The organism is Mameliella sp. AT18 (genome assembly GCF_028807275.1).
Taxonomy (GTDB): domain Bacteria; phylum Pseudomonadota; class Alphaproteobacteria; order Rhodobacterales; family Rhodobacteraceae; genus Antarctobacter; species Antarctobacter albus.
On sequence record NZ_JARAMO010000215.1, the window covers coordinates 1 to 18,561 of the forward strand.

21 protein-coding genes are annotated in these 18,561 nt (G+C 65.4%); 15 read left to right on the forward strand and 6 right to left on the reverse strand.

Annotated elements, in window-relative coordinates; genetic code table 11:
• The first annotated feature begins 154 nt into the window (after nucleotides 1–154).
• The 3 genes from trxA to PVW46_RS18955 are packed head-to-tail and all read left to right on the forward strand — an operon-like array spanning nucleotide 155 to nucleotide 1,908.
• Entirely contained in the window at nucleotides 155–1,066 is a 912-nt protein-coding gene (gene trxA, locus PVW46_RS18945; protein WP_069209359.1) for a thioredoxin, read from the forward strand.
• 27 nt (nucleotides 1,067–1,093) lie between these two features.
• On the forward strand, nucleotides 1,094–1,735 hold the full coding sequence (locus PVW46_RS18950; protein ID WP_043136209.1) for an LON peptidase substrate-binding domain-containing protein: 642 nt from the start codon (nucleotides 1,094–1,096) through the stop codon (nucleotides 1,733–1,735).
• A complete protein-coding gene (locus PVW46_RS18955; RefSeq protein WP_074621138.1) occupies nucleotides 1,732–1,908 on the forward strand; it encodes a Trm112 family protein in 177 nt (58 codons plus the stop codon). The genes PVW46_RS18950 and PVW46_RS18955 overlap by 4 nt, the downstream gene beginning before the upstream one ends.
• 3 nt (nucleotides 1,909–1,911) lie before the next feature.
• Here PVW46_RS18955 and PVW46_RS18960 read toward each other — a convergent pair whose 3' ends face one another.
• The 3 genes from PVW46_RS18960 to PVW46_RS18970 all read right to left on the reverse strand — a co-directional run bounded on the left by PVW46_RS18960 (nucleotide 1,912) and on the right by PVW46_RS18970 (nucleotide 5,962).
• A complete protein-coding gene (locus PVW46_RS18960) occupies nucleotides 1,912–2,739 on the reverse strand; it encodes a trypsin-like serine peptidase (RefSeq protein ID WP_069209236.1) in 828 nt (275 codons plus the stop codon).
• An 82-nt stretch (nucleotides 2,740–2,821) separates the two neighbouring features.
• Entirely contained in the window at nucleotides 2,822–4,909 is a 2,088-nt protein-coding gene (locus PVW46_RS18965; RefSeq protein WP_069209235.1) for a trypsin-like peptidase domain-containing protein, read from the reverse strand.
• 87 nt (nucleotides 4,910–4,996) lie between these two features.
• Nucleotides 4,997–5,962 (reverse strand): threonine ammonia-lyase, encoded by a 966-nt coding sequence (locus PVW46_RS18970; RefSeq protein WP_069209234.1) that lies wholly within the window; start codon nucleotides 5,960–5,962, stop codon nucleotides 4,997–4,999.
• A 95-nt stretch (nucleotides 5,963–6,057) separates the two neighbouring features.
• On the opposite strand from PVW46_RS18970, the gene PVW46_RS18975 reads away from it, so the two are divergent.
• The 6 genes from PVW46_RS18975 to PVW46_RS19000 all read left to right on the forward strand — a co-directional run bounded on the left by PVW46_RS18975 (nucleotide 6,058) and on the right by PVW46_RS19000 (nucleotide 9,551).
• Nucleotides 6,058–6,576, forward strand: a complete 519-nt coding sequence (locus PVW46_RS18975) for a DUF1643 domain-containing protein (RefSeq protein ID WP_274577167.1) — start codon at nucleotides 6,058–6,060, stop codon at nucleotides 6,574–6,576.
• The gene (locus tag PVW46_RS18980; protein WP_043136218.1) at nucleotides 6,566–6,853 is read left to right on the forward strand and encodes a DUF5665 domain-containing protein; all 288 of its coding nucleotides are present in this window, start codon (nucleotides 6,566–6,568) and stop codon (nucleotides 6,851–6,853) included. Before PVW46_RS18975 ends, PVW46_RS18980 begins: the two co-directional genes overlap by 11 nt.
• 96 nt (nucleotides 6,854–6,949) lie before the next feature.
• The gene (locus tag PVW46_RS18985) at nucleotides 6,950–7,564 is read left to right on the forward strand and encodes a hypothetical protein (RefSeq protein ID WP_069209233.1); all 615 of its coding nucleotides are present in this window, start codon (nucleotides 6,950–6,952) and stop codon (nucleotides 7,562–7,564) included.
• 129 nt (nucleotides 7,565–7,693) lie between these two features.
• Nucleotides 7,694–7,963 carry a 30S ribosomal protein S15 gene (rpsO, locus tag PVW46_RS18990; protein WP_043136223.1) on the forward strand — a complete coding sequence of 90 codons (270 nt, stop codon included), beginning with the start codon at nucleotides 7,694–7,696 and terminating at the stop codon, nucleotides 7,961–7,963.
• Between the two features lie 146 nt (nucleotides 7,964–8,109).
• A complete protein-coding gene (locus PVW46_RS18995) occupies nucleotides 8,110–9,312 on the forward strand; it encodes a GTP-binding protein (protein ID WP_069209232.1) in 1,203 nt (400 codons plus the stop codon).
• Entirely contained in the window at nucleotides 9,312–9,551 is a 240-nt protein-coding gene (locus PVW46_RS19000; protein ID WP_069209231.1) for a DUF6525 family protein, read from the forward strand. The genes PVW46_RS18995 and PVW46_RS19000 overlap by 1 nt, the downstream gene beginning before the upstream one ends.
• Nucleotide 9,552: 1 nt before the next feature.
• Here PVW46_RS19000 and PVW46_RS19005 read toward each other — a convergent pair whose 3' ends face one another.
• Nucleotides 9,553–10,818, reverse strand: a complete 1,266-nt coding sequence (locus PVW46_RS19005) for a cation:proton antiporter (protein ID WP_069209230.1) — start codon at nucleotides 10,816–10,818, stop codon at nucleotides 9,553–9,555.
• A 184-nt stretch (nucleotides 10,819–11,002) separates the two neighbouring features.
• Here PVW46_RS19005 and PVW46_RS19010 point away from each other — a divergent pair, with 184 nt between their 5' ends.
• From PVW46_RS19010 to PVW46_RS19025, 4 genes are all read left to right on the forward strand, one after another.
• Nucleotides 11,003–11,530 carry a hypothetical protein gene (locus tag PVW46_RS19010; protein WP_069209229.1) on the forward strand — a complete coding sequence of 176 codons (528 nt, stop codon included), beginning with the start codon at nucleotides 11,003–11,005 and terminating at the stop codon, nucleotides 11,528–11,530.
• Between the two features lie 173 nt (nucleotides 11,531–11,703).
• Nucleotides 11,704–13,842, forward strand: a complete 2,139-nt coding sequence (gene pnp, locus PVW46_RS19015; protein WP_069209228.1) for a polyribonucleotide nucleotidyltransferase — start codon at nucleotides 11,704–11,706, stop codon at nucleotides 13,840–13,842.
• Nucleotides 13,843–13,943: 101 nt separating this feature from the next.
• Nucleotides 13,944–14,753, forward strand: a complete 810-nt coding sequence (locus tag PVW46_RS19020) for a DUF2711 family protein (protein WP_069209227.1) — start codon at nucleotides 13,944–13,946, stop codon at nucleotides 14,751–14,753.
• Nucleotides 14,754–14,760: 7 nt separating this feature from the next.
• The gene (locus PVW46_RS19025; protein WP_043136235.1) at nucleotides 14,761–15,114 is read left to right on the forward strand and encodes a YigZ family protein; all 354 of its coding nucleotides are present in this window, start codon (nucleotides 14,761–14,763) and stop codon (nucleotides 15,112–15,114) included.
• Between the two features lie 23 nt (nucleotides 15,115–15,137).
• On the opposite strand, the gene PVW46_RS19030 is transcribed toward PVW46_RS19025, so the two are convergent.
• Nucleotides 15,138–15,566 carry an organic hydroperoxide resistance protein gene (locus PVW46_RS19030; RefSeq protein WP_043136236.1) on the reverse strand — a complete coding sequence of 143 codons (429 nt, stop codon included), beginning with the start codon at nucleotides 15,564–15,566 and terminating at the stop codon, nucleotides 15,138–15,140.
• Nucleotides 15,567–15,670: 104 nt separating this feature from the next.
• On the opposite strand from PVW46_RS19030, the gene PVW46_RS19035 reads away from it, so the two are divergent.
• Nucleotides 15,671–16,138, forward strand: a complete 468-nt coding sequence (locus PVW46_RS19035; RefSeq protein ID WP_069209357.1) for a MarR family winged helix-turn-helix transcriptional regulator — start codon at nucleotides 15,671–15,673, stop codon at nucleotides 16,136–16,138.
• Between the two features lie 386 nt (nucleotides 16,139–16,524).
• On the opposite strand, the gene PVW46_RS19040 is transcribed toward PVW46_RS19035, so the two are convergent.
• Nucleotides 16,525–17,211, reverse strand: a complete 687-nt coding sequence (locus PVW46_RS19040; RefSeq protein ID WP_043136238.1) for a response regulator transcription factor — start codon at nucleotides 17,209–17,211, stop codon at nucleotides 16,525–16,527.
• A gap of 146 nt (nucleotides 17,212–17,357) precedes the next feature.
• On the opposite strand from PVW46_RS19040, the gene ribA reads away from it, so the two are divergent.
• Complete coding sequence (ribA, locus tag PVW46_RS19045) at nucleotides 17,358–18,440, forward strand: GTP cyclohydrolase II (RefSeq protein ID WP_069209226.1); 1,083 nt, start codon at nucleotides 17,358–17,360, stop codon at nucleotides 18,438–18,440.
• Nucleotides 18,441–18,561: the final 121 nt, after the last annotated feature.

The following is an 18,561-nucleotide window of genomic DNA, read 5'->3' on the forward strand; positions in this document are numbered from 1 at the left end:
TTGTACAAAACGTACGTTTTGTACGTCGAAATCGGCAAAACGTACAAAACGCGCCGGAGGCGGCCAAACCGGATGAACCGGGCCGCCGCCCTTGCATCCCGGGCCACGCTACGCCATCTACGCCACTGAACATATTCAACCGCGTGAGGGCGACATGCTGGAACTGGGCGGCGGCCAACCGGCTGCGGACAACCTGATCAAAGACATCTCCGAAGCGGAGTTCATGGCGGAAGTCGTGGACGGCTCTGCCGAGGTTCCCGTCATCGTCGATTTCTGGGCGCCCTGGTGCGGCCCGTGCAAGACGCTTGGCCCGATGCTCGAAGATGCGGTCAAGGCGGCCAAGGGCGCCGTCAAGATGGTCAAGGTCAACGTAGACGAGGCCCAGCAGATCGCCGGGCAATTGCGCATCCAGTCGATCCCGACGGTCTATGCCTTCTTCAAGGGCCAGCCGCTGGACGGGTTCCAGGGCGCGCTGCCGCAATCCGAACTCAAGGCCTTTGTCGATCGCGTCGTGCAGGCGGCGGGTGGCGATGCCTCGGGCGGGCTGGATGATGCCGTGGCCGCAGCCGAAGAGATGCTGGACCAGGGCGCGGCGGTGGATGCGGCGCAGACCTTTGCCGCCATCCTGGAAGAGGACCCGGCCAATGCCGGCGCCTACGCGGGACTGGTGCGCGCGCATATCGCGATGGACGACCTGGAGCAGGCCGAGGCGATTCTGAACGGCGCCCCGGTCGAGATTTCCAAGGCACCGGAACTGGAAGCGGCCCATGCGGCGCTGGAACTGGCGAAACAGGCGGCGGATGCGGGCCCGGTGGCCGAACTGACCGCCAAGGTCGAGGCCGACCCCGAGGACAAGCAGGCGCGGTTCGACCTGGCGCAGGCGATGTACGCCAATGGCGATGCCGCTGGTGCGGTGGACCAGCTGCTGGAGATCTTCCGCAGCGACCGCGAGTGGAACGATGGCGCCGCCAAGGCCCAGCTTTTCACCATCTTCGAGGCGCTGAAGCCGAATGATCCGGTGGCGTTGAACGGACGCCGCAAATTGAGCTCGATGATATTTGCCTGACCGGTCGCGCAGTCTACCTTGTCGGGCATGACACGGCTCAAAGATCTGCCGGGCAAGATCCCGGTTTTCCCCCTGCCGGGGGCGCTCCTGCTGCCGCGGGCGCGCCTTCCGCTCCACATCTTCGAGCCGCGCTACCTCGCGATGCTCGACGATTGCCTGAAAACGGAAACACGGCTGATCGGCATGATCCAGCCGCACCAGGTGCCGGGCCGCGAGGAACGGGGCCTGCACCGGATCGGCTGTGCGGGCCGGGTGACGCAGTTCTCGGAAACCGAGGACGGGCGTTACATGATCACGCTGACCGGCATATCGCGCTTTCGCATCGTGCGAGAGGTCGAGGGGTTCACGCCTTACCGCTGTTGCGAGGTCAACTGGGACGGGTTCGAACGCGACCAGCAGGGGGCCGAGACGGACACGTGCTTTGAGCGGGTGCGTTTCATGGACTTGCTGGATCGCTTTTTCGCGGCCAAGGACTTGTCGGCGGACTGGGATACGCTGCAGCAGGCGGATGACGAGTTGCTGGTGAACTCGCTGTCGATGCTGCTGGACTTCAACCCCGAGGACAAGCAGGCGCTGCTGGAAGCGCCCTCTTTGAGCACACGGCGCGAGACGCTGGTGACATTGATCGAATATGCGCTGCGCGGCGGCGAGGAGGACCTGATTCAATGAGCGTTGAATTTGACCGGCGGATGCTGGAGGCGCTGATCTGCCCGGTGACGCAGACTGGTCTGCGCTATGACGTGGACCGGCAGGAATTGATCAGCACGGCGGCGGGGCTGGCCTATCCGATCCGCGACGGCATCCCGGTCATGCTGCAGGACGAGGCGCGGCGGCTGGACTGAGGGTCAGTCCTGAACCGCGGGCTTGAGAACGCTTGAGCTGTCCAGAATACGGCCTATCGGGATCGCGTGTTCGACGCTGTTCCCGAACCCGCCGAGATGCAGGCCGATCGCCCGGTTTTCGAGAGCGTGGACAAGCGGAGAGCCTTCGTTTCCCGGCAGGGTATCGCAGGTGTGCCGTAGATCGCCGTCCAGTATGGCCGGTGTGGCGACCCAGCAATCCTCGTAAGCGACGTTTTGGGGAAAGCCCAAAGGATGCCCGTAGAGCCGGAGAGGCTGATGGTCGAGCGGGGCTGAGTGGGTGAGCGCAAGGGTACCGTAGCGTTCGCCCGGCTGGCCCGACGTGATCCTGAGAACCGCATAATTCAGGGCCTCGTCGATTTCGACCGGGGTCGTATCGACCTCGAAGGCTTCGGCGCTTTCGGGATCGGTCTTGTCCAGGTAGCCGAGGGTAAAACGGATGGACTCGATCTCTGCGGCCTTGCCCGTCGGGCGAGGGGTGCCTTGGGCGCAGAGCGCGGTGGTCAGCAGTAGATCCACGGTGACGAGAAACCCGGTGCAGGACAGGACGCCTGTACCGGTGCTGACATCCAGCCGACCGACCGGGCGTCCGGTCTGCGCGATCATGGAGGTCTTGCCGAAACGCGCGACCTCTTCGATTTCGGGCCTTCCGAAAGGCAGGTATCCCTCGCCACGGTCGCCTTGCATCCAGAGCGGAAGAGGCAGGACGGTGTCCCCGAAGCTGTCGGTCGGGAAGATGTTTTCGTAGTCGGACGCGGCGGGACTGGCCAGAAAACAAGTTGTCGCCAGGACTGCGAGCAAGGATCGGATCATTGGGCTTGGGTCTCGTTTCGCCATGTCGCCTGTTCGTACACCGGGGAAGGACAGGGGAGCAAGGCAGGGGCGATTCCGGGCGTCAGGGCAGGAGGCTGCGCATCGCCTCGCGCGTGCGGGGGCCGATGCGGCCGTCGGTGGGGCCCTGGTAGACGCCCGCGCGGGCCAGGGCCTCTTGCAGGGCGCGGGCGGTGTCGCGGGGCCAGTCGGCGGTGTCGCGGGTCACGGGTCCGTCGCTGCCGGCGCGCAGGGCCTCGATGTAGAGCCGGGCCGCCTCTGCCGGGTCCTTGCTGGTGCCGCGCCCATTCTCGGTCATCCATGCCAGGCTTGCGAGCGAGACCGGGTCGCCCTGCGCTGCCGCCTTGCGATACCAGCCGATCGCCGTGGCATCGGAGGCGGCCACGCCGGTCCCTGTCATGTAGAGAGTGCCAAGAGCCTGCTGGGCTTCCGCGTGATCCTGTTCGGCGGCGGCGGTGTACCAGCGGGCGGCGGTTGTCATGGACTTGTCGACTCCGCGGCCATTTTCGTACAGGAGCGCAAGGTTGAACTGCGCCGCGGCATTGCCCTGTTCGGCGGCCCTGTCGAACCAGTAGGCGGCGGTTTCGTCCGACTGATCAACGATGGTTCCGGCCAGGAAGAGGTCACCCAGCTGGTCCTGCGCGCCGTGATAACCGGCCTCGGCGCCCTCACGGTAGAGGGTCAGGGCCCGGTCGGGATCGGCGGGAACGCCCTGGCCGTGCTGGTAGATCACGCCCAGCCCGGTCTTGGCGATCGGGTGACCCTGTTCTGCGGATTTCTCGAACATCTCCAATGCCTTGTTCTGGTTCTTCGGTGTGCCCAATCCCCAGAGGTAGGCAACGCCCAGGCCCGCCTGGCCGACGGCGTCGCCGGTGTCGGCGGCGGCCTTGTATGCGGAAAAGGCCTCGTCATAGCGTTCCGCGGCGCTGAATGCCTCTGCCAGGAAGGCGGTCATGCGGGGGTGAGCGGGAAAGCTGTCCAGCGCGCGTTGGCAGGCCGCAATGGCGGCACTAGCGTCCATTGCCTCGAAGACCGTGCCGTCGCTGCGCATCAAGCCCGCCGCGCGGTCGGGGTGAAAGCGGTCCCCGGCGAGACGGTCGCAGGCCTGCACGTCGGCATCTGCCGCCATGCGCTCGGCCAGCGTGGGCGGGGGCGGCGGGGCCGGTTGCAGTGCCGCCAGCAGCCGGGCGGCGGTGCGTGCGGCAGAGGTGCCGGGCGCCTCGGATACCAGCGATTCAAGCGCGATGCGGCGGTCGTCGTCATCGTCGATCAGCAGCGCGTCGGACAGGCGGGTCAGGGCGCGGCCCTCGGCATTGTCCGGCCCGCCGGACCCCTTGGCGGGCGACAGCAGGTTCGAGGCGGCAAGGATCGCCGCCATCGGAATGGCATAGTTGACGCTGTTGTTCGCCGATCCGGCATGATGCAGCCCGACCACCTGCCGCGTGCCTGCGTCGATCACCGGAGAGCCGGAGTTGCCCGGCATGGTATCGCAGGTGTGCAGCAGCTTGTTGTCCGAAAGCGCGGGGGCATTGGCGCGGCATTTCTCGCGGCTGATCCGCTGCGCCTCGCCCATCGGGTGGCCGATGATCCAGTAGGGATCGTTGTCATGGGGCGTGACGGCGGCCAGTTCCAGCGTGCCGAAATCGCGCCCCGGCGTGTCGCCCAGGATGCGCAGCAGCGTGTAATCCAGCGGTTTCGAGGTCTCGACCGGGACCGGGTCGACGAGGAAGGAGCTGGTGCCCTCGGTCACGCCTTCCTGAGTGTAGCCCATGACGAACCGCACGCCGACGATGGATTTCGCCTCGGCCCGGCTGTCGTCGAGGATGCCGGGCACGCAGTGATGGTTGGTCATCAGGATGTCGTCACCGACCAGGAAGGCGGTGCAGGGAAAAACGCCCTTGTCCGTCGCCACGTCCAGCCGCCCGACGGAGCGCCCGATGCGGGCAAAAACCGACTGGCTGGAATAGGCCGAGATGAATTCGTTGTTGTAGGCGCCGTAGGCGGCCTCGGGGATGACATCGCTGCCGAACTGCTTGCGCGACAGGACGGTCTTGCCAAAGCTGTCGAGGTCGAACCCAAGCAGGCGGTCCTGCTGCGCGGCCAGCGGCGTGGCAAGCAGGAGCGCGGCGGCAATGGTCAGGCGGCGGAACATGGGTGTCTCCCAACAGGCGTGTCTGGCCTGCAGTATAGCAGGTTGACGCAACGTCGGGAGCGGGGTTTTCCTGACCTCCCGGCGCGCCTAGACCTCGAGCGCGCGGGCCAGCATGGCCGGATCCAGGTTGCCGCCGGAAATGGTGCAGATCACCGCCTCACCGGCCAGTTCGTCACCGTGAAAGAGCGCCGCCGCAAGGGCCACGGCGCCGCCCGGTTCGGCCACCAGCTTGAGGTGCCGCAGGGCCAGCGACATGGCGCGCAGCACCTCCTGGTCCGACACCACCACGCCGGGGCCGCAGAGGCGGGCGTTGATCGGAAAGGTGAGTTCTCCGGGCATCGGGGTCAGGATCGCGTCGCAGAGACCACCGGCCTCTTGCGCGTTACGCTCGCGACTGCCCGAGTGCAGCGAGCGCGCGGTGTCATCGTAGCCCTCGGGTTCGGCGGGGCGCACGCGCAGCCCCGGCGCGCGGGCCTCCAGCGCCAGGGCGATCCCGGCGGTCAGGCCGCCACCGCCGCAACAGACCAGCACGTCGGCCTCTGTCACGCCTGCCTCGGCGGCCTGTTCGGCGATTTCCAGTCCGCAGGTGCCCTGGCCGGCGATGACCTGCGGTTCGTCGTAGGGTCTGACCAGCGTCAGCCCGCGTTCGGCGGCAATCGCGGCGCCGATCTCTTCGCGGCTTTCGGTAGTCCGGTCGTAGAGCACGACCTCGGCGCCGTAGCTGCGGGTGCCCTCGATCTTGGCGGCGGGCGCGTCTGACGGCATCAGGATCACCGCCGGAACCCCCAGCTTTTGCGCGGCCAGCGCCACCCCCTGCGCGTGGTTGCCCGAGGAAAAGGCGATCACGCCCTTGGCGCGCTGGTCTTCCGGAAGGGCGGTCAGGGCCGACCAGGCACCGCGGAACTTGAAACTGCCGGTATGTTGGAGGCACTCGGGCTTGACCAGGACGCGGCGCCCGGCGATGGCGTCCAGCGTCGGCGAGGACAAGAGCGGCGTGCGGCGGGTGATGCCGCGGGCGCGGGTGGCGGCGGCCTCGATCATCTGGATGTTCATGGGGTGCTCCGGTGACTGTGGCGGCAGGGGGCCGCAGGCAGGTGTGAATGTCAATCGCCCTTGAACCCCCGGCGCGGGCGGGGCAGCTTGCGGCCATGATCGAGAGGCACGCGGAAAAGGATGGAGAGCGGAGCACCGCCTGTTATTCGCCTTGCGAGCGCTACCGTTACGGGCTGCGCCGGGTCTGGGATCCGGGCGCGGGAGAGGTGCTGTTCGTGATGCTCAACCCCTCGACGGCCAGTGAGTTGGCGAACGACCCGACCATCGAGCGCTGCCAGCGACGGACGAAGGCGCTGGGCTACGGGGCGATGCGGATCGCCAACCTGTTCGCCTTTCGCGCCACCCGGCCCCAGGACCTGCGCCGCGCCGAGGACCCGGAAGGGCCGGAGAATGCCGCACTGTTGCGCGACTGGTCGGGCGCGGCGGATCTGACGCTGGCGGCCTGGGGTGTGCATGGCGCCTTGCAAGGGGCGGGGCCGCGGGCGGCGCCACTGCTGCGGGGTGATGTGCGCCACCTGGGTCTGACAAAGGCGGGCCACCCGCGCCACCCGCTCTATGTGTCCTACGCGGTCCACCCCGAACCCTGGCCGATGGAGATGCGCTATGCCGCCTGAAACAGAGACCGAGGCCCTGCGGCAGGAAGTGGCGCGTCTGGCCGATGAGGTCAAGCGCCTGAACCAGCACCGTTTTGTCCGGGTGCACAACAACCTGGCGCGGTTGATGGCCTTTCAGTTCCTGCGGGGCATGATGCTGGGCCTGGGGACGGCCTTGGGGGCGACGGCGCTGGTCTCGGTCGTTGTCCTGCTGCTGAGCCAGATCGAGTTCATCCCGATCCTGGGCGACTGGGCGACCGCGTTGATCGAGGAAATCAAGATCGACGAGGCCGAGTAAGCCTTGCTTTACCCCGTGCTGCCATAGTCGCGGCCTGAACCGGGGCGGCGCGGTGTGCCCGTCGCTGCCGGTAAGGCGGGAAACGGGGCTGCAGCGATGTATCTACTGGCCGGGCTCATGGGGCTGATAGCGCTTGGTTCGGTGGCCATCGTCGGCATCGGTGACGATGCGGACGAGGCGCTTGCCGACACGGGCGACGATGGGGACGATGGCCTGCCGGCCTCGCCCCTGTCGCCGGCCTCACTGGGGGTGTTCCAGTTCTTTCCGCAGGGGATCGACGAGGGCACGCCGGAAGGCGCCGCGCTTGAGGACGGGCGGTCGCTGTTTGCGCGCATGGGGTTGATCAACCTCGCCGGGCTGGACCCGGTCGAGGATGCTGAGCTGGCAGAGACGGGGGCAGGGGCCTTGCAGCTGGAGGCCTTCCGGGTAGATGCGCCGGCGGCGTCGGACGACGCGTCGGCAGAGCTTGCCGGCGCGGACCCGCTGGACTACGACGCGGAGCAAGATCAGCTGGTGATCGTCTATGACGACAGCGCCGGCGGACCGGAACCCGAGCTGGAGGTGTCCGCCCGCGAGGATGATCCGGAGACGACCGAGATCCGCCTGGGCGGGACGGTTCTGGCCAGCCTGCCCACTGCCGTGGCGCCGCCGCTGTCCTCGATCGTGCTGGTGGGCGAAAGCGATGCCGCCGCGCTGGACCTGGCGACGTAGGTTGGCGGGCTTGCCAAGGGGGCAGGAATCGCGTACCTGCGCGCATCCGCTTTGGCGGACCTCTCCACGGGCCTTGCTGGACGACATCCCGGCTTGTGCCATAACCCTTTAATCCGAAAGGAGACCCCGATGTCGATCACCGCGGAAGAAAAGACCCGCCTGATGAAGGAATACGCCACCAAGGAAGGCGACACCGGTTCGCCCGAAGTGCAGGTGGCCATCCTGACCTCGCGTATCTCGACCCTGACCGAACACTTCAAGACCCACAAGAAGGACAACCACTCGCGTCGTGGCCTTCTGATGATGGTTGCCCAGCGCCGCAAGCTGCTGGACTACCTCAAGGGCAAGGACGAAGAGCGCTATCGCTCGCTGATCGGCCGCCTGGGCATCCGCCGCTAAGGCACTGTCCTGTCGCTGAACGGATTGACCGCGTTTCCCCTCCGGGAAGCGCGGTTTTTCTTTGCGCAGTGGGGTTTGGGGCTGGTCGAGATTGTTATGTTATACTATAACACACTCCTGTTTCTTGTCGAATAGGGAGCTTGACCATGCCCGACACCGATCCCCGCATCCCCGTGACCGTGCTTTCCGGATTCCTGGGGGCGGGTAAGACCACGCTGCTCAACCGGGTGTTGAACAACCGCGAAGGGCGGCGCGTCGCCGTGATCGTGAACGACATGTCCGAGGTGAACATAGACGCCGACCTTGTGCGCGCGGGCGGCGCGAACCTCAGCCAGACGGACGAGACGCTGGTGGAAATGTCCAACGGCTGTATCTGCTGCACCCTGCGCGAGGACCTGCTGATCGAGGTGCGGCGCCTGGCTGAAGAGGGGCGTTTCGACACGCTGCTGATCGAATCGACCGGCATCGCAGAGCCGCTGCCGGTGGCGGCAAGCTTTGCCTTCCGGGATGACGCGGGCGAGAGCCTGTCGGATGTCGCGCGGCTGGACACGATGGTGACGGTGGTGGATGCCTGCAACCTGCTGGAGGATTTCTCCAGCCATGATTTCCTGGCGGACCGGGGCGAAAGCCTGGGCGAGGAAGACGAGCGCACCCTTGTCGATCTGCTGACGGACCAGATCGAGTTTGCCGATGTCGTCGTTCTGAACAAGGTCAGCGATGCGGGCGCGCTCAAGGTGGACGCAGCGCAAAAGATCATCCGCAGCCTGAATGCCGATGCGCGCATCATCCGCACGGATCACGGCGAGGTGGCGACCGCCGAGGTCCTGGAAACCGGACTGTTCGATTTCGACAAGGCGCATGAACATGCCGCTTGGGCGAAGGAACTGTACGGCTTTGCCGATCACGTCCCCGAGACCGAGGAATACGGCATCGCCAGCTACGTCTTCCGGGCGCGCGACCCCTTTGACCCGGAGCGTATCCACGCGCTGCTGAACGGCAGCCTGCCGGGCGTGATCCGGGCCAAGGGGCATTTCTGGCTGTCGACGCGGCCCGACTGGGTGGCCGAATTCTCGCTGGCGGGCGCCTTGTCGAGCGTGAAACCGTTGGGCAAGTGGTGGGCGACGGTCCCGAAGGAGAACTGGCCCAAGGATGCGCGGGCGCAGGAGTATTTCCTGGCCCATTGGGCCGAGCCTTTTGGCGACAGGAGGCATGAACTGGTCTTTATCGGTGCGGGGATCGACTGGGCCGACCTGAAGGCGCGGTTGGAAGCCTGTCTTGTGTCTGAGGTGACGGGGGCGGAACAACCGGACCCGTTCCCCCAGTGGCGGGACGCGCGAGAGGTGGCGTGATGGCCCGCCGCAACGGCAACCGTGGTGCGGTGGCGATCAGGCCGCGCCGCCGCCGGGGCGATGCAATGCGGGTCTACGACAGCCTGCCGGCGCCGCTGCGGCGTTGGATGGCCGGGGCGGTGCTGCCCTGGTCGCCGGAATCCTGCCTGGCGATCTGGTGCCGGGCAGGAGGCCCGGACGAGGCGTTGGAGCGGCTGAACCGGGCAGAGCGCGCGACGCTGGACAGGGCGGGCCTGTGACTCAGACCAGGTCGGGTTCGCGCCCGACCCGGTTGGCCAGCTTGCCGATGGTCAGCCCCTGCACGATGATCGAGAAGACCACGATCACGTAGGTGACGGTCAGGATCAGCGGCTTCCACTCGCTGTCGGGCAGCGACAGAGCGAGGGCGACAGAGATGCCGCCCTTGAGCCCGCCCCAGGTCATGATCGGCATGACGCCGGGGGCGAAACTCCGGAACGGCCGCAGCATCAGGATCGGTACCACCACCGCGCAAAGCCGCCCGAACAGCGCCAGCGCGAAGCAGATCACGCCGGTCACCAGCATGTCGGTTTCCAGTTGCACGGCAAAGATTTCGACCCCGATCAGCATGAAGAGGACGGCGTTCAGGATCTCGTCCACCAGTACCCAGAATTTCTCGACGTATTCGCGGGTTTCCTCGGACATGCCGTGCTTGGCCCCGATGTCGCCGATCAGCAGGCCGGCGCAGACCGCCGCAATGGGGGCCGAGACATGCAGCGCGATGGCCAGTTCGTAGCCGCCGAAGGCCAGCGCCAAGGTCATCAGCACCTCGAGGGAATAATCGTCGATATGGCGCATGACGCGGAAGGTCAGCCAGCCCAGGACAAGGCCCAGCACCGCACCGCCGAGCGCCTCCTTTGCAAAGAGCCTGGCCGCGTCCAGCGCGGGGCTGGCGTGGGCGGCATCGCCGTGGCCATGCGAGAGCGCCGGAAAGGCCAGCCCGACCAGCACCAGGAAGACGACATAGCCCACGCCGTCATTGAACAGGCTTTCGCCCGCGACCTGGGTTTCCAGTGATTTGCGCAGATTGGCCTGTTTCAGGACGCCCATGACGGCGACGGGATCCGTGGGCGAGATCAGCGCCCCGAAGACCAGCGCGATCAGCAGCGGCGCGCCGGTCAGCCAGTGAAAGCCAAGCCCGATCACCGCGGTAGACAGCGCCACGCCGATGGTGGCCATCAGCAGGACCGTGGGCCAGACCGCGCGCAGGTCCGAGAGCTTGACGTGCAGGGCGCCGGCGAACAGCAACAGTCCCAGCATCCCCTCCAGCAAGGCGTCGGAGAAATCTATGCCGGTGACGATGGCGCGCAGATCCTCGGCCAGCGTGAGCGAGGGCACCATCGTGTCCAGCGCAAGGGCCGCCATCGAGGTCAGCAGGGCGACGACGAGGATGCCGATCGCTGAAGGCAGGCGCAGGACGAAATAGTTGATGGCACCAAAGACCGCGGCAAGGACGATGAGGAGGGAAGCAATCTGAAGAATGTTCATATGCGTACTTTTCGTTGAATAACCGGCTCGCCATTAGCATGACCTCCGATCTCGGAAAACGGGGATACTGACCTGTGGGTCTTCTTTGTTCCCGCTTTGTGGCCAGATTGATTCCGCCTTGTGCACAGGGCGGACACTTGATAGCCGCGCCTGAGTTCGCCACAATTTCATTACCGGAGCCCCAATGCGCCCGATCCTTCTAAGCCTGACCTGGTTGTTTTTTCTGGCCGCTTGCGGCGGAGGCACTAATACGGGCGTGCGGCCTGAAGGTCAGGCGGAATTGGGCGAGTATTCGATCAGTTGGCGCCAGATGCGCAGCGACAGCGGGCCGCGCGAAGCGACGCCATTGTTTTTCGTCTTCGGTTGGAATGACGCGGTCAAGGCAAAGTTGGGCTACGCCAAGGAAGCGGATTTTGAGCGCGAGGCTAAAATCCTAGGCGTCAGTGTCCAACTTGTGAAAAGCCTGAATGGCCGTGAGGCCTACGTGAACCGGAACGGGAGAGTGGCGCAATGCACCTACATTGCCATCCAAAACGGCTTGTGCGGCAAACGGTTGAACCTTTCGGTTTCACAGCGTGCGGCTCTCGCCCGTAAGGCATTGGAACAACACGACCGCTGCCGTTGGATCGGCTTTGACCCAGCCTATAATGCGCAGCGTTCGGTGGCGGGCGCGCAGGACGCTACCCTTTGGGTCAAAGCAGACTGCCGATAGGCATCGCCGCCAATCGTCACTTTCCAAACTGCCGAAATACCTGTATGGCGCCAGTCATCTGAGACGTGACGCTTTGACCCCGGCGCATGGGATGATGAAGGGGTCGGCGGCAATGGGGCCGCCAGTCAAACGGAGGACCGGCAGGGGCCGGAGCGCCTCCTAGAGGATAACTGATGTTCAAAGAAGTCAAAAAGTCGATGCAGTGGGGCGAGGAAACGCTCACGCTGGAAACCGGCAAGGTTGCCCGTCAGGCCGACGGCAGCGTCATCGCCACCCTGGGCGAGACCAGCGTCATGGCCAACGTGACCTTTGCCAAGCAGCAGAAGGAAGGCCAGGACTTCTTTCCGCTGACCGTCCATTACCAGGAAAAATATTACGCGGCCGGCAAGGTGCCCGGCGGCTTCTTCAAGCGTGAAGCACGGCCGACCGAGAAGGAAACGCTGACCGCGCGCCTGATCGACCGTCCGATCCGCCCGCTCTTCGTCCCCGGCTTCAAGAACGAAGTGTTGGTGATGTGCACCGTCCTGTCGCACGACCTGGTCAATGACCCGGACATCGTGGCGATGATCGCCGCAAGCGCCGCGCTGACCATTTCCGGCGCGCCCTTCATGGGCCCGATTGCCGGTGCGCGCGTCGGCTTTGAAGATGGCGAATACGTCCTGAACCCGACCGTCGAGGACATGGACCAGCTGCGCAACAACCCCGAGCAGCGGCTCGACCTGGTTGTCGCGGGCACCAAGGACGCGGTCATGATGGTCGAGTCCGAAGCCTACGAACTGACCGAAGACGAGATGCTGGGCGCGGTTCTTTTCGCGCATGAGCAGATCCAGCCGGTCATCGACCTGATCATCTCGCTGGCCGAAGACGCGGCCAAGGAACCCTTCGACTTCCAGCCGCCGGATTACTCGGCCCTGTTCGACGTGATCAAGGCCGCGGGCGAAGACAAGATGCGCGCCGCCTACGCGATCTCCGACAAGCAGGAGCGCGTGACCACGGTTGCCGCCGTCAAGGAAGAGATCAAGGCCGGCCTCAGCGAGGAACAGCTTGAAGATCCGAACCTGGGGTCCGCGATCAAGAAGCTGGAATCGATGGTGCTGCGCGGTGATGTGGTCAAGAACGGCCGCCGCATCGACGGCCGCGCCCTTGACCAGGTGCGCCCGATCGTCTGCGAAACCGGCCTGCTGCCGCGGACCCACGGGTCGGCGCTGTTCACCCGTGGCGAAACCCAGGGCCTGGTCGTGACCACGCTGGGCACCGGCGACGATGAGCAGATCATCGACGCGCTGCACGGCAACTACCGGTCGAACTTCCTGCTGCACTACAACTTCCCGCCCTATTCGGTGGGCGAGGTTGGCCGCGTTGGTTCGCCCGGTCGTCGTGAGATCGGCCACGGCAAACTGGCATGGCGTGCGCTGCAGGCGGTGCTGCCGGCGGCAACCGATTTCCCCTACACGATCCGCGTGGTCTCCGAGATCACCGAATCCAACGGCTCGTCCTCGATGGCCTCCGTCTGCGGCGGCTCGCTGTCGATGATGGATGCAGGCGTTCCGCTGAAGGCGCCGGTTGCCGGTGTGGCGATGGGCCTGGTGCTGGAAGATGACGGCTCCTACGGCATCCTGACCGACATCCTGGGCGACGAGGATCACCTCGGCGACATGGACTTCAAGGTTGCGGGCACCGAGAACGGGATCACCTCGCTGCAGATGGACATCAAGGTCGCGGGCATCACGCCCGAGATCATGAAGGCCGCGCTGGCACAGGCCAAGGACGGCCGTCTGCACATCCTGGGCGAGATGGCCAAGGCCCTGTCCTCGGCCGGTGAGTTCAGCGTGCACGCGCCGCGCATCGAGACCATGCAGATCCCGACCGACAAGATCCGTGAAGTGATCGGCTCGGGCGGCAAGGTGATCCGCGAGATCGTCGAAGTGTCGGGCGCCAAGGTGGACATCAACGACGAGGGCATCATCAAGATCGCCTCGCCGGACGGTGAGTCCATCCAGAAGGCCTATGACATGATCTATTCGATCGTGGCAGAGCCGGAAGAGGGCAAGGTCTACAAGGGCAAGGTCGTCAAGATCGTCGATTTCGGCGCCTTCGTGAACTTCTTTGGCAAGCGTGACGGGCTGGTGCACGTCTCCCAGATCGAGAACCGCCGCCTGAACCATCCCTCGGACGTTCTGAAGGAAGGCCAGGAAGTCTACGTCAAGCTGCTGGGCTTTGACGACCGCGGCAAGGTGCGCCTGGCGATGAAGATGGTCGACCAGGAGACCGGTGAAGAGATCACCAAGCAAAAGGAAGAAGCGGAGGAGTGATCCCCGCTGCCCGCCGGCGGCACGCGCCGTCGGCAGTTTCCCGGACGGGCGGCCTTTGGGCCGCCCGTTTGCACTTTGATACGAGACGACGACAGGACCCCATGCATCACATTGGCCGGGCCATTCAGCATCCCCCGACAGAGCTTCCCGTCCTGGAATTTTGGGCGCGCGACTACGACCACGTCTTTGCGGTCTACAACCCGTTTTTCACCGTTCCGGGGCATCATCCGGACACGACCCATTACGGGCCTGCGCGCATCACCGTGTCCTCCGCCGACGAGTTGAGCGCGCTGGCCGAGGCCCCGCCCATGCCTGAAAACCCGGCGCCGGACGAGTTTCCCGACCTCATCAAGCAAACCGGCAGCCCGCTGCGCTGGGAGGCGGTGCGCCAGGCGATCGGCGCCCGGGACAGGGCGCTGTTCGAGCGGACGGTCTGGCTCTGGGCGCTGAACATAGAGCGCGACGATACCGATGACGGGATGCGCGCGGCGCTGACCCGCTATTGCACGGCGCAGGGCATCTATCCGCCCGAAGAAGACTGCATGCCCGCGATCATGGAACCGATGCTGAGTGACTACCTGCAGGCGCTGGGCATCGACGAGATCATGCTGTGGGATGAGTACCGCGAAAACGCTCTGCCGGCGCCGCGCGAGGCGCTGGACCGGGACGAGGTTGCCGTCTGGCTGGACGGGGCGACGGGCAATTCCGTGCGCGCGGTCAGCGCACCGGGGTTCCTCATCAGCTGGGCCTTTGACGACGTGCATGGCGTGTTGGCCCTGACCGACGACCTGTACCGCCGCTGCGCGCCGGACCGTTTCCTGGAATGCCGGGCCTATGGTGTCGGCGGCTACGTCGATCTTTTCAACCCGGCAGAATTCCTGGACCGGCTGCCGCGCACCGGGACACATTGAGGCGCCCGTGCTGGTGCTGGAAAATATCATCAGCGACCGGGGGTCGCGCTACGCGGTCTCCGGCGGGCCCTGCCGCAGTGCCGACGACGCGGCGGCCTTTCTCAAGGAGCTGAAACGGCGCAAGAAATTCGCCAAGGCCACGCATAACACCTGGGCCTGCTTGACCGAGGGCGGCCCGCTCAAGAACGACGATGGCGAAAGCGGCGCCGGCATGGTGATCCTGCGCATGCTGGAGCGCGAGGACCTGCGCGACACCATCGTGGTGGTGACGCGCTGGTACGGTGGCAAGCACCTGGGCGGCGATCGGTTCCGCCATGTCCAGGAGGCCGTGCGCCAGTTCATAGAGGCGCAGGGCGGCTGAAGCCGCGCCCCGCGCCAACTGGGTCAGACGACTTCGGTCTCGACCTCGATATTGCCCTTGGTTGCGTGCGAATAGGGGCAGATGAAGTGGCCGCGCTCGGCGATCTTTTCGGCCACGTCACGGTCGACGCCGGGCATCGAGACCGCCAGTTTCACCTTCAGGCCGAAGCCACCTTCGCTACGCCCACCGATACCGACATGGGCTGTGACCTTGGCGTCTTCGGGCACGGTGCCCAGCTTTTCATTCTGGGCGACAAAGCGCATGGCGCCGAGGTAGCAGGCGGCATAGCCGGTGGCGAAGAGCTCTTCGGGGTTGTGGCCCTTGCCCGAGCCGCCCAGCTCGGTCGGGCTGGTCATCGTGACCGTCAGCATCCCCGACTCGAGGCCGGCAGAGCCGTTGCGGCCGCCGCCGGTGGCCCAAGCCTCGGTCCAGTATTTCGTGTCGACACTCATGACATTCTCCTTTCGTGCAGGAATTTATCGTGTGCGAAACATCTGTGTCGTGTGTGGATTTGTCAATGCTTGCGATTTTATCCTGCGCGATCTATTCCTGTGTCATGTCCAGTTCTCTCTCTCCCTCGGAAATGCTCTGCTTCGCACTGTATTCGGCGGGCCACGCCATGCAGCAGGCCTACAAGCCGCTGTTGGATCCGCTTGGCCTGACCTATCCGCAATACCTGGTGCTGACGGCGCTTTGGTCGGCGGATGACCGGCCGCTGGGATCGCTGGCGGTGCAGATGCAACTGGCCTCGAACACCCTGACGCCCCTTGTCAAACGGTTGGAGGCCAAGGGCCTCGTGACTCGACGCCGCGACCCGGAGGACGAACGCCAGGTGCGCATCCGGCTGACCGAGGAGGGGCGCGCATTACAGGCCCAGAGCGCGGATATCGCGCGCTGTTTCCTGGAACGGGCGGGGCTGACCATGAGCGACGCGGCAAGGCTGCGAGACGAGGTGATGACCCTGCGCGACAACCTGCGCGACGAGGCGGAACTGGACCCCGTGCGGAACGATCCCGCCGCCTAGGGGTCTGTCGGCGTGGCGGCCAAGGGGAACGACGGCCCCTTGTTTACCCTTATGCCCTTGCGCGTAAACCGGGATAGCACTGACACGGGAACGCCCCCTTCGGCACTCACGGGACGCACCCCGGGGTCCCGGTGTCATCGCCGGGACCCGACCCTTTGCGTGCGTATTGGAACCCCTTGACGGATCGGAACAAAAAAAGGCCGGGCAAGATGCCCGGCCAGGTCCAACAGGGAGGTGCATGCGATAACCCGCACATGCGACGGGAACTCTTGGAGCCAGATTAAAACATGACCGAGTCATGAAACTATGATCTGGGTCAAATCCGCTCGAAACAAAACTTAGCCGTGCATCTTTGTTCCGTGCAATGCGACCTAAGTGTGTGCCACTCAGCTTACAAGGCGGTATCCGCCAGATTCTGTCACCAGCAGGCGCGCGTTCGACGGATCGGGTTCGATCTTTTGCCGCAGGCGATAGATATGCGTTTCCAGCGTGTGCGTCGTCACGCCGGCATTGTAGCCCCAGACCTCGTGCAGCAGGGTGTCGCGCGGCACGACACCCTCTGTCGACCGGTAGAGGAACTTGAGGATGTTGGTCTCTTTCTCGGTCAGGCGGATCTTCTTTTCGTCTTCCGTGACCAGCATCTTCATCGAGGGCTTGAAGGTATAGGGGCCGACGGTGAACACCGCGTCCTCGGACTGTTCGTGCTGGCGCAGCTGGGCGCGGATACGCGCCAGCAGGACCGGGAACTTGAACGGCTTGGTCACATAGTCGTTGGCGCCCGCATCGAGGCCAAGGATTGTGTCGGCGTCGCTGTCATGTCCGGTCAGCATGATGATCGGCGACTTCACGCCCTGCTTGCGCATCAATCGGCACAATTCGCGCCCGTCGGTGTCGGGCAGGCCGACGTCCAGGATCACCAGGTCGTAGATCTGTTCCTTGACCCGGGCCATCGCGCTGGCGCCTGCATCCGCCTCGAAGACCTCGAAGTCCTCGGTCATGACCAGTTGCTCGGCCAGGGCCTCGCGCAGGTCCTCTTCGTCGTCGACCAGCAGGATGTTTCGCAGTTGCGCCATTGTGCGGCCCTCCGTGTTGCCTTTTCTCGCAGATGTGGACAGAGTGCGCCTCCGGCAAGCTTTGCTGCAAGACTTTCACGTCCTCGTGTGCTGAGGGCGGAAATGTTACAGGATGCCGGGGAGTTGACCAGCCGGAGGGTGCAGAGGTGGGACTGGGTCCGGACCTGAACGAAACATTGGCGCGGGCCCGGGCGGACCTGCGCATGGGGGTGCCCGTGGGTCTGCGCGCGGATGGCGCGCATGTGCTCGTCGCCGCTGCCGAGACCCTGTCCGAGGCGCGGCTGTGCGCGATGCGGGCGCTGGGGCCTCTGGACCTGGCCCTGACCGACCGGCGGGCGGCCACGTTGAAGGCGCGGGCCTATGACGGCGACGTGGCGCGGGTGATCGTGCCCGAGGATGCGCGCCTGTCCTGGGTGCAGGACCTGGCCGATCCCGCCGATGACCTGGCCAACCCGATGAAAGGCCCGTTGCAGACCCGGCGCGACGGCTCGGTCATGCTACACCGGCTGGGGCTGCAGTTGTGCAAGGGCGCGCGGTTGCTGCCGGCAGCCTTGGTCGTGCCCGTGGCGCCCGGAACCGCCGCGGCACAGGGTCTGCTGGAAATAGACGGCATGGAGGCGGCCCCGCTGCTGGAGGCCCTGCCGGAGCTGGAGCATGTGGTCTCCGCCCGCGTGCCCCTGCGCGCCGCCGAAAACGCGCGTCTGCACATCTATCGCCCCGCGGACGGGTCCGAAGAACATTATGCCATCGAGATCGGCCGCCCCGACCGTGCCCAGCCAGTGCTGGCGCGGCTGCATTCGGCCTGTTTTACGGGCGATCTGCTGGGGTCGCTGAAATGCGACTGTGGCCCGCAGCTGAACGCGGCGCTGATGCAGATGGGGCAGGAAGGCGCGGGCGTGCTGCTGTACCTGCAACAGGAAGGGCGCGGGATCGGTCTGGCGAACAAGATGCGCGCCTATGCCTTGCAGGACCAGGGGTTCGACACGGTCGAGGCGAACCACCGGCTGGGGTTCGAGGACGACGAGCGCGATTTTCGGCTGGGGGCGCAGATCCTGGACAAGATGGGCTTTTCCGCTGTCCGGTTGATGACCAACAACCCGGCCAAGATGCGGATGATGGAAAGCTGTGGCATTGGCGTGACCGAGCGCGTCCCGCTGAAGGTGGGCGAGACCGTGCACAACACCCATTACCTGGCGGTGAAGGCGGCGAAGTCGGGACACCTGCTGTAAGTGAGCGCCCGTGGCGGTCGCCGGGGGCCTTGCCCCCGGACCCCCAAAGGTATTTTCAGCCCAAAGAAACGATAGGCGGTCCCAAGCCGGTGGCGCAGGGGAGGCGGCGTTGTCAGCGCGG